The organism is Pseudomonas sp. 5Ae-yellow (assembly GCF_014077575.1).
Lineage (GTDB): Bacteria > Pseudomonadota > Gammaproteobacteria > Pseudomonadales > Pseudomonadaceae > Halopseudomonas > Halopseudomonas neustonica.
In genome coordinates, this window is sequence record NZ_JACGWE010000014.1 from 96,878 (window position 1) to 106,293 (window position 9,416).

Below are 9,416 nucleotides of genomic sequence, written 5' to 3' on the forward strand. Positions count from 1 at the left end.
CAAGCCGATCGGGCCTGCTGGGCTATAGCGATAAAACGGGTAGCACGCAATCAGGCAGCAGGTCGCTCGATTCGGGGCCTGACAGTGCGTGACTTAACCCATGATACGAGCCAGCAGCCCGGTGGTAGAAGAATCGGCATTATTGATTTCGGCGCTATCGCCGCGAATATAGTCGAGCGTGTCCATGGCGATACGTTTACCCATCTCGACACCCCACTGGTCAAAGGGATTGATATCCCAGATAACCGACTGCACAAACACCTTGTGTTCATACAGCGCAATCAGAGCGCCAAGGCTGTAGGGCGTCAACTCGTCCAGCAACAAGGTCGAGCTGGGCTGATTACCACGATAGCGCTGGTTCAGCGGTAACTGCTCTGCGCCCTCGACGGCCGCATCACCCAATGCCAGCAAACGCGATTGCGCAAGGCAGTTGGCCAAGGCCAGTTCGTGCTGCGCAACCAATTGGGTTGCAGACGCATGGTGCTGCTCTTCCAAATAACGCTTGGCCGGCACAATAAAATCACAGGTCACCGCCTCAGTGCCCTGGTGCAGCAACTGATAAAACGCGTGCTGCGCGTTAGGGCCCACGTTGCCCCATACAATCGGGCAGGTAGCGTAGTCGACCGTTTCACCGGCCAGGTTCACGCTCTTGCCGTTGGATTCCATCTCCAGCTGCTCAAAGTAATCGGGCAGCGCCTGCAAGCGACCGTCATACGGCAAGATCGCGTGCGCATTAATATCCATCACGTTGGTGTTCCACACCCCAACCATGCCCAGCAAAACGGGCAGATTGTCAGCAAAAGGCGCTTGCTGAAAGTGCTGATCCATCGCGTGCGCACCGGCCAGGAGTTCACGGAACGCCTGCATACCAATCGCCAAAGCGACCGGCAAACCAATCGCCGACCAGAGCGAGTAGCGTCCGCCCACCCAGTCCCAAAGTTGCATCTGATTAGGCGGCGCAATGCCCCACTCGGTCATCTTGTTCGCCGCAGCGGAAACGCCGAGAAAGTGACAGCCAAGTAAACCGGGACGCTCGCCCATCTCGCGCTCAAGCCAATGCCGCGCGGTCGCCGCATTACTCAAGGTATCGATGGTGGAAAACGACTTGGAAGAGATAATAAACAGCGTGGAATGCGCACTAAGGCCGCCCAGCAACTGCGATAGCTGACTACCATCCATCGTGGAGGCAAAATGCACATGCAGCGGCGATTTGCCGGGCAAACACCAATCGGTCAATGCCTCGGAAACCATCAGCGGGCCAAGGTCCGAGCCGCCAACGCCAATGTTTACCACGTCGGTGATGACCTCACCGGTCACGCCGCGCCACTGGCCCGAGCGTACCTGCTGCACCACTTGCTCCATACGTGCCAGTTGCGCGTGGACCAACGCCGCCACATCTTCGCCATTGACCGAACACTCAGCCCCGGCTGGCAAACGCAGCGCCCAGTGCATGGCCGCACGCTGCTCACTCTGGTTAACCACCGCGCCAGAAAACAGTGACTGAATACGCTCTTGCAGCTTTTGCTCATGGGCCAGATCGAGCAAACAATCCAGCGTCTTCTGCCCCAAACGCTGCTTGGAGAAATCGAACAAAATGGGACCAAACTCGCGGTGCAGCTGAGCAAACCGCTGCGGATCATCAGCAAAGAGACCGGCAAGATGTTTATCGCGCATGGTATCGCCGTGGGCCATCAGTGCCTGCCAGGCCTCACTATTGCGTCTGGACTCGTGCATTGCTCAGCGCCTCCCTATGCCAAGGTAATCAAACCCACTTTGCTTCATGAAGTCCGGGTCCCATACGTTACGGCCGTCCAGCAGCAACGGGTGCGCCATACTCATCTTCAGGCGGAACAAATCCGGGCTCCAGTAAGCCTTCCACTCGGTCACCAACATCAAGGCGTCAGCGCCGGCAGCAGCCTCGTAGGGATCGTCGTGCAATACCAGATCATCACGCTCACCAGCCCACTCACGCAGCACGCCCAAGGCCCGGGGATCATGCACATGCACCTCAACGCCTTGCGCCCACAGCGCCTCCATCAGTTTCAGCGCGGGTGAGTTATCAATACGGGAGGTTTCCGGCTTGAACGACACCCCCCAAATGGCTACGCGCCGACCGCGCAGATTAGTGCCGTAGTGCTGCCATAGTTTGCGAAACAACACTTCCTTCTGTCGCTCGTTAATACGCAGCACCTCGTCCAGCAACTGCGGCTGCATACCACTGCCCTGCAGGGTAGTCGCCAGGCTCATCACGTCACGCGAGAAGCTCAGCCCACCAAAGCCACAACCGGGGTACAAATAAGCGTCGCCGATGCGCTTGTCGGCACCCATGCCCTGACGCACCCGCTCAATATCAACCTGCAGCGTATCGGCCAGATTCGCCATGTCATTCATATAACTCAAACGCGTCGCCAGCATGCCGGTAATGGCCAGCTTGGAAAACTCGGCTTCGCGTGAACTCATCACCATGACGGCATCACGGCGGCGATTAAACGGACGTAACAACTCAGCCACCAGGTTCTGCGCCCAAAGATGCTCAGACCCCAGCAGCCAACTATCTGCACGCATAAAACTCTGCAGCGCGTTACCTTCGATCAACAAATCCGGCAAGCTGACCACTGCACAATCGGTATCCGACAGCTCCGCTCGCGCGCTCAGCGCCTGCTGCAAGCTATCACTGGTCCCCACCGCGAAGGTCGACTGATTCACTACCAACCAGGGCTGCACGCGATCAGTCGGGAGCGCCGTGACCACCGCATGCGCCAACTCAAGCGCGTCCGGGCTCAGCGCTAACCAGACAACCGAACTTGCCTGATGTGGCGGTGTTTGCATGGTGCAGAGCAATAAACGACCTGACTCGGCCTGCTCCGCCATCATCTCCGCCAGACCAGGCTCACGAAACGGGCACGCGCCCTGCGCCAACTGCATGGCCACATTGCCCTCAGGCACGTGTAGCTGCACGTTATTACCGGATGACGCTAACGCCGTGGCTGCCACCAGCGCGCACAGAGTATCGCCATAAACATCCAGGTGCATGACTAGCTCCCTATGTCTTGCTCAGGATTGATAACGCGTCAATAACGCCTTGAAATCACCACCCAGTTGCGGGTGATTCAGGCCATAGGCCAAGGTCGCCTCCAGGTAACCCAGCTTGCTGCCGCAATCGTAAGAGCGGCCACGAATACGATAAGCCTCAACGCCGCTGCCGCTCATCAAGGTTGCAATCGCATCGGTCAACTGAATTTCACCGCCAGCACCGGGCTTGGTTTTAGCCAGCAGGTCAAAGATTTCAAACGGCAAAACATAACGCCCGACGATCGCGAGGTTAGAGGGCGCATCGGAACGCGCAGGCTTTTCTACCACGTTGCTCATCGGCGCATGCTTGCCCTGACGCAATTCAGTGCCGTTTAAATCCACCACCCCATATTGGTGCACGCGATCATAAGGAACAGGCTCAACCATAATCTGCGCCTGACCGCTCTGTGCGTAACGCGAGGTCATCAGATTAAGGTCGCTCATATCACCCGACTGCTCCACCAGCACATCCGGCAACAACACAGCAAAAGGCGCATCACCCACCACGGGCCGCGCGCAATACACCGCGTGCCCCAACCCCAGCGCCTTGCCCTGGCGCACCGCAGTCACCTTGAGCGAAGGCGGCGCTATATCGTGCAGGATTTGCAGCAGTTCATCCTTGCCGCGCCGCTCTAACTCGGCCTCTAGCTCGTAGTTCACATCAAAGTGATCTTCAATCGCCTTCTTACTGGAATGGGTAACCAGCACAATTTCATTGATGCCGGCAGCTAGCGCCTCCTCCACCACATACTGAATCACCGGCTTGTCTACCACAGTGACCATTTCCTTGGGGATCGCCTTGCTGGCGGGCAGAAAACGCGTACCGAGACCCGCAACGGGTAAAACAGCTTTGGTAACTTTCACAGTAACTCCTGAATATCAACGTCCTGTTTCTAAGACGGGGCTCTGAACAAAAGAGTTCAAGACTCGTGCCATCGCTCTACTGAAATAGTGAGCTGCACTATCTACCTAACCGCATTGTACCAGTCGCCCACATGCCTATTGATCGCTACATGGCAAAAGAAGGGGGCCTCGGCGTTTGCGTCACGCTGTGTTTTACGTCTCGAACCAATTGCGGGATTTCGTGCACCAGATAATCCCAGAAACGGTCATCGGCAACGGTGCCAGCGACCAGTTTGGTCGGCAGGAACCGCTGCATTTCGGCGCGGAAATCCTTTTTTGTCTGCTTATCCTGCGTGAGCGACGCTGCACGCCCCTCAGCCTTGTCGAGAAAAACGCCAGGCTCACATTGGTGATCTTTCAGCTTTGCAGGAATTAGTTCCAACGCGGGTTTGACGCCCTGCTGTTTAAGCCAAAGCAGGTCCCACAGATCGCGATTCTTGATACGACCGCGCCGCAGCGCGAAGGCCAACACCTTATCGGCATAAATCTCTTCCAGCGCCTGCGCGTTCAGAATCAGCCCCTGCGTCCCCATATCTACACCATAAGGGTTCAGCAATACTTTAGGTTGGCTCATGTAGCTGGGAATGGCACACACATCAATGTTGATTCGCTGGGCAGGCAGATCTCTGGCCCCGGGGCGGGTTTGCACTTTGAGCTTCCAGGTATCGACGTTACCGGCCTCCTTGCGGGGCTCGCTCACCTCCACGCTCAGACCGTATTTGGTTTCCAGCCTGTCGGTCAACACTGGCTTGAGCTGCGCCAGGTCAGCTCGCGCAAAATGGGCTCCTGCCGTAAAGTCCAGGTCTTCACTCAAGCGATTTGAACCATAACAAGCACGCAAGCAGGTACCTCCTATAAAACAGAGCTTCTCCAGCATGCCACTATCACTCAGCGCCCGCATAATGTCGTGATGCAACAACTCCTTCTCTACCACGACACGGAGCGAGGCCAGCTCAGCCTGATGTCGTAAAGCCTGGTCTACCAACTGATCAAACAAGCTCATCAACAACACTCCAATCAACCAGCTCCAAACTTCTTTTGGCAGCCTTCATATCCCGCATCGCTTGCGCTGGGCAAGCTCGCCACATACCGCACAACTGGTCATACGCCAACTGATTGCCGATAGTCGCTGCCTTCTGTCGCGTATGAATAAACTCGATGGTACCCCAACGTCCACAGTCAATCTCGCTACTGCGACCAGACGACATTAGGGTTATCCAGTTTTGTGGGATCTGCGAAATGATGCCGCAATCACTCAACGCTGTTTCCAGGCTGATGTAATTGAATTCATGCGCCCGTAAACGCGCTGCAGCATGAAACAACAGCCTGCCAGTATCAGGCCGGACAGGCGCGTATAAATACAGACCGCGACAAATCCGCTGCAAACGCCCGCCCTTGGCGGCGCGGCTAAGCAACGCTCTATAAGCAGCGTCGCTCATAGCAGGCAACAACGCACGCATATCGGCGGGGGTAAACAGATACCGTTCGGCAGACGCCAAAGCGTCCAGGCCTCTATAGAGACGCGCCAAGGGCTGAACTGGGATAGCGACGCTGGGCATAGGCTAACTCAACAGAAAGTGACAGTAAGTGTAACTTAGTGTGGAGTTTTTGCCAGCTAAGGAGACTCGAGAGAATCAGCGATGATGAGTTGCATCTCAATCATCACCTTCACAGCACCACGTTAGACCGCTCTTACGCTCATTTACCTGCCTCGGCCAGCACCTCGCTGATCGCGGCACAGGTGTGTGCTATTTCAGCCTCTGTCAGTGTGGGGTGAACCAAAAACATCAGGCTGGTTTCACCCAGTTCGCGCGCGACAGATAAGCGCTCGGCAGGACGCCAGCCAGTATCATCAAAGGCTTTTTCGAGATAGACCTCAGAGCAGGAGCCCTGAAAGCAGGGCACGCCCCGTTCAGCTATGGCGGTAACAATACGATCGCGCGACCAACCCGCCGCCAGCCGATCGGGGCAGACCTGCACATAACACTTGTAATGCGCATGCACCACATCAGCAGGCAACTCAGGCACACGTACCACCGGATACTCACGACAGGTCTGCCAAATACGCTCAGCGTTCCGGGTGCGCGCGGCAGTCCACTCGGGCATACGTTTGAGCTGAATACGGCCAATCGCCGCCTGCATTTCAGTCATACGCCAGTTGGTACCAAAACTCTCGTGCAGCCAACGAAAACCCGGCGGGTGCGCACGCTCGTAAACCGCTTCCCAACTTTTGCCATGATCCTTGTACGACCACATGCGCGACCAAAGCCCGCGGTCATTGGTGGTCACCATGCCGCCCTCGCCGCCCGTCGTCATGATCTTGTCCTGACAGAAAGACCAGGCACCGGCATGCCCAATAGAGCCGACCGAGCGTCCCTTGTAACGGGCACCGTGCGCCTGCGCGCAGTCTTCTATAACCCATAGCCCATGCGCTTCAGCCAGCGCCATGATCGGGTCCATATCGCAAGGCCAACCCGCCAGGTGCACGCAGATAATGGCGCGAGTGCGCTCGGTCAGTACCGCTTGAATGGTCTGCGCCGTTACGTTCTGCGAGTCCGGGTCAATATCGGCAAAGACCGGCACTGCACCCGCGGTCACAATGCTTGAAGCGGAGGCCAGAAAGGTACGCGCCGTCACCACCACCTCATCGCCCTCACCCACACCCAATCCCTTTAACGCAAGATCAAGCGCTTGAGTGCCATTGGACAACGCAATGGCAAAGTCGGCATCTGCCCAAGCCGCAAAGGCCTTCTCGAACTCGCGCCCCTCCTGACCGGTCCAGTAATTGACCTTGTTGGACAAGAGCACATCTCTGGCCGCGTTGGCCTCCTCTTCAGTGAAGGACGGCCAGGGCGAGAAAGGGGTATTAAGCATAGAAAACCTTTTAGAGAGGACGGCCGGAACGCGCCAGCCAACAGAAAACAAAGCGTTCAAAGCACTCTGGCGGGAACCCCAACCAGAGTACAAGCATCAGGCGTATCAGCCACCACTGCAGCACCTGCGCCAATAGTGACATCAACCCCAACGCGGACCAGCTGGCGCACTGAGCTACCAATACCGATCCAACTACGCTCACCTACCGACACACCCCCAGCCAAATGCGCGCCTGGACTGACATGCACCCCGGCACCCAAGGTGCAGTCGTGATCAACCGTTGCCGCTGTATTGATAATGACGCCCTGGCCAATCTGGCAATCAAGATTAACGACAGCGCCAGCCAACACCACGGAGCCAAAGCCCAAAGCGCTGTACCGGCTCACCGTGGCACTTGGATGGACGAGAGTCGGCACAATTGCACCTGCATCGATCAGGAGCTGCAACTTGGCAAGGCGTACTTCATTATTGCCAATAGCAACAAGCACGCCATCAAAATCAGCATAACCACTAAGAAGCTCATGGGTATCGCCGACTACAGGCCAATGCCCGTTTAGCTGCAACCCAGGCCAGCGGTCATCAAAAAAACATATATCCTGCCAGCCACAGAGCTCGCCACACTCAGCCACGACCTTGCCGTGGCCGCTAGCGCCTAATATCGCTAAACGTTTCATCGGCCACTACCGGTAAACTTGGACATGGTCGCCTCACCATCTGCACTGATGCCATCACGCACCAATACCTTTTTTACCGTCAAAAAAAGTATTTTGATATCCAACCAGAATGACTGGTTATCCACATACCAAACATCCAGCTTGAACTTCTCTTCCCAGCTCAACGCATTACGTCCGTTGATTTGCGCCCAGCCAGTGATGCCGGGGCGAACGTCATGCCGACGAACCTGTTCAGCCGAATACAGCGGGAGATACTCCATCAACAACGGGCGCGGACCCACCAGGCTCATATCACCCTTGAGTACATTCCATAGCTCCGGCAGCTCGTCCAGACTGGATGAACGCAAAAACTGACCAAAAGCGGTAAGACGCTCTGAGTCAGGCAATGGATTGCCGTCAGCATCAAGCGCGTCTTTCATGGTGCGAAACTTGATCATCTCGAAGGGTTTGCCATTCAGACCGGGGCGAGCCTGACGAAATAAAACAGGAGACCCCATATGGCGATTGATTTGCCAAGCGACATACCCAATAACCGGAGCGAGCATCAGCAATGCAGAAGTCGACATGACAATATCGAAAGCGCGCTTGATCATTGAATACCCATTTCTTTAAGCATTACAGCATTAACCTTATGCACATCGTACTTCTCTACCGCAATTTCACGCGAACGCTTACCCATTCGCACAGCCAGATCAGGGTCTTCAATAAATCGCGTCATTGCCTCAACCAGCGCGTCAACCGACTTCACTGGTACCAGAAACCCGTTGTCACCATCTACTACCGTCTCGCGGCAGCCAGGCGCGTCGGTCGTAATGATCGCGCGGCCCATTGCCATGGCCTCCAGCACGGTGCGGGGAGTACCCTCCCTGTAAGAGGGCAGAACGTATACAGAGCAGCGTTCAATAGCCACGCGAACGTCTTCCTTACGGCCCAGGTACTCGATGGTTCCACCCTTCTGCCATGCTTGGACTTCATCGAGGCGAACTGAATCAGGATTCTCGTCAACAGAACCTACCAGTTGGAATACCACTTCGGGATTCTCCTTCTTCACTTTTCGAGCTGCTGCCACATATTCGCGGACACCTTTGTCCCCTAATAAGCGGGCTATCAAAAGAAATGCAACAGGCTCGCGCGTTAAAGGTCGTTGCTGAAAATGAGCAAGATCAATACCCGAGCCATTTAGGACAGCGGATGATGAGTGCTTTGAAATCAGACCTAGCTGGCTAAAGAGCGCTTGGTCATCCGGATTCTGAAAAAAAACTTTTTCAGCCCTAGCCAATGCAAGACTATAGAGACTGCGAGCCATCTGCTGAATCACCTTACGCTTACCCGTCGCCTCCCCAGTAAATGCATAACCCAGCCCGGTAATTAGTGCAAAGCGATGAGGTACTCTGGCGAACCAGGCCGCCAAGATGCCGTAAATGACTGGTTTAATGGTGTAGCCAAGCACAACGTCAGGCTGGATGTGGCGTATCAAAAAATAAAGCCGAATCAGCCCTTTCAAGTCAGCAACAGGATTAACCCCCGCTCGCTGCAGCGCAACGTCATGACAGGTCACTCCCCAGCCGGATAATTTACTCGCAATTGCAGCGTTAGACGTCAAATCGGGTGCTGCAGCATGGACCTCAAGACCCGCGTCAACAAGCGCCTCTACAAGGGGGCCACGAAAATTAATTAACGAGTCACTAAAACCAGCAACTAAAAGGAAGCGGCTAGCCAGAGCGTTTATTTCAACCATCTACACCGCTCATACATAATTCTGCGTAATGAACCGCCCCGGGTTTCGCGGAGGCTGTTTGGTTTAAGTCAAGCCGCCACCTTGGAAGCCTGACTGGCTAGTTGCCGATAGTAGTTTGCCTCAGCCTCTGCGGGCGGTATATATCCGATGGGTTC

Annotated in this window: 9 protein-coding genes; all 9 read right to left on the minus strand. The window is 55.6% G+C overall.

All coding sequences use genetic code 11. From position 1 onward, the window contains the following. Window positions 1-93: 93 nt before the first annotated feature. The 9 genes from pgi to H4J77_RS10915 all read right to left on the minus strand — a co-directional run bounded on the left by pgi (window position 94) and on the right by H4J77_RS10915 (window position 9,261). The gene (gene pgi / locus H4J77_RS10875; protein ID WP_182248353.1) at window positions 94-1,734 is read right to left on the minus strand and encodes a glucose-6-phosphate isomerase; all 1,641 of its coding nucleotides are present in this window, start codon (window positions 1,732-1,734) and stop codon (window positions 94-96) included. Between the two features lie 3 nt (window positions 1,735-1,737). After that, complete coding sequence (locus H4J77_RS10880) at window positions 1,738-3,033, minus strand: UDP-glucose/GDP-mannose dehydrogenase family protein (RefSeq protein ID WP_182248355.1); 1,296 nt, start codon at window positions 3,031-3,033, stop codon at window positions 1,738-1,740. Window positions 3,034-3,054: 21 nt separating this feature from the next. Further along, window positions 3,055-3,936: a UTP--glucose-1-phosphate uridylyltransferase GalU gene (gene galU / locus H4J77_RS10885; RefSeq protein WP_182248357.1), complete on the minus strand. Its 882-nt coding sequence runs from the start codon at window positions 3,934-3,936 to the stop codon at window positions 3,055-3,057. A 145-nt stretch (window positions 3,937-4,081) separates the two neighbouring features. Further along, on the minus strand, window positions 4,082-4,978 hold the full coding sequence (locus H4J77_RS10890) for a nucleotidyl transferase AbiEii/AbiGii toxin family protein (protein ID WP_123890610.1): 897 nt from the start codon (window positions 4,976-4,978) through the stop codon (window positions 4,082-4,084). Then, a complete protein-coding gene (abiEi, locus tag H4J77_RS10895) occupies window positions 4,965-5,534 on the minus strand; it encodes a type IV toxin-antitoxin system AbiEi family antitoxin (protein ID WP_182248359.1) in 570 nt (189 codons plus the stop codon). The genes H4J77_RS10890 and abiEi overlap by 14 nt, the downstream gene beginning before the upstream one ends. 139 nt (window positions 5,535-5,673) lie before the next feature. After that, a complete protein-coding gene (locus H4J77_RS10900; protein ID WP_182248361.1) occupies window positions 5,674-6,849 on the minus strand; it encodes a DegT/DnrJ/EryC1/StrS aminotransferase family protein in 1,176 nt (391 codons plus the stop codon). Between the two features lie 56 nt (window positions 6,850-6,905). After that, entirely contained in the window at window positions 6,906-7,523 is a 618-nt protein-coding gene (locus H4J77_RS10905) for an acetyltransferase (RefSeq protein WP_182248363.1), read from the minus strand. After that, window positions 7,520-8,116 carry a sugar transferase gene (locus H4J77_RS10910; RefSeq protein WP_182248365.1) on the minus strand — a complete coding sequence of 199 codons (597 nt, stop codon included), beginning with the start codon at window positions 8,114-8,116 and terminating at the stop codon, window positions 7,520-7,522. Before H4J77_RS10910 ends, H4J77_RS10905 begins: the two co-directional genes overlap by 4 nt. Then, the gene (locus H4J77_RS10915; protein ID WP_182248367.1) at window positions 8,113-9,261 is read right to left on the minus strand and encodes a glycosyltransferase family 4 protein; all 1,149 of its coding nucleotides are present in this window, start codon (window positions 9,259-9,261) and stop codon (window positions 8,113-8,115) included. The genes H4J77_RS10910 and H4J77_RS10915 overlap by 4 nt, the downstream gene beginning before the upstream one ends. Window positions 9,262-9,416: the final 155 nt, after the last annotated feature.

Coding starts and splice junctions, on each gene's coding strand:
- pgi (WP_182248353.1), bottom strand. CDS start 1,734: ATGCACGAGTCCAGACGCAATAGTGAGGCCTGGCAGGCACTGATGGCC.
- H4J77_RS10905 (WP_182248363.1), bottom strand. CDS start 7,523: ATGAAACGTTTAGCGATATTAGGCGCTAGCGGCCACGGCAAGGTCGTG.
- H4J77_RS10900 (WP_182248361.1), bottom strand. CDS start 6,849: ATGCTTAATACCCCTTTCTCGCCCTGGCCGTCCTTCACTGAAGAGGAG.
- abiEi (WP_182248359.1), bottom strand. CDS start 5,534: ATGCCCAGCGTCGCTATCCCAGTTCAGCCCTTGGCGCGTCTCTATAGA.
- H4J77_RS10915 (WP_182248367.1), bottom strand. CDS start 9,261: ATGGTTGAAATAAACGCTCTGGCTAGCCGCTTCCTTTTAGTTGCTGGT.
- H4J77_RS10880 (WP_182248355.1), bottom strand. CDS start 3,033: ATGCACCTGGATGTTTATGGCGATACTCTGTGCGCGCTGGTGGCAGCC.
- H4J77_RS10890 (WP_123890610.1), bottom strand. CDS start 4,978: ATGAGCTTGTTTGATCAGTTGGTAGACCAGGCTTTACGACATCAGGCT.
- H4J77_RS10910 (WP_182248365.1), bottom strand. CDS start 8,116: ATGATCAAGCGCGCTTTCGATATTGTCATGTCGACTTCTGCATTGCTG.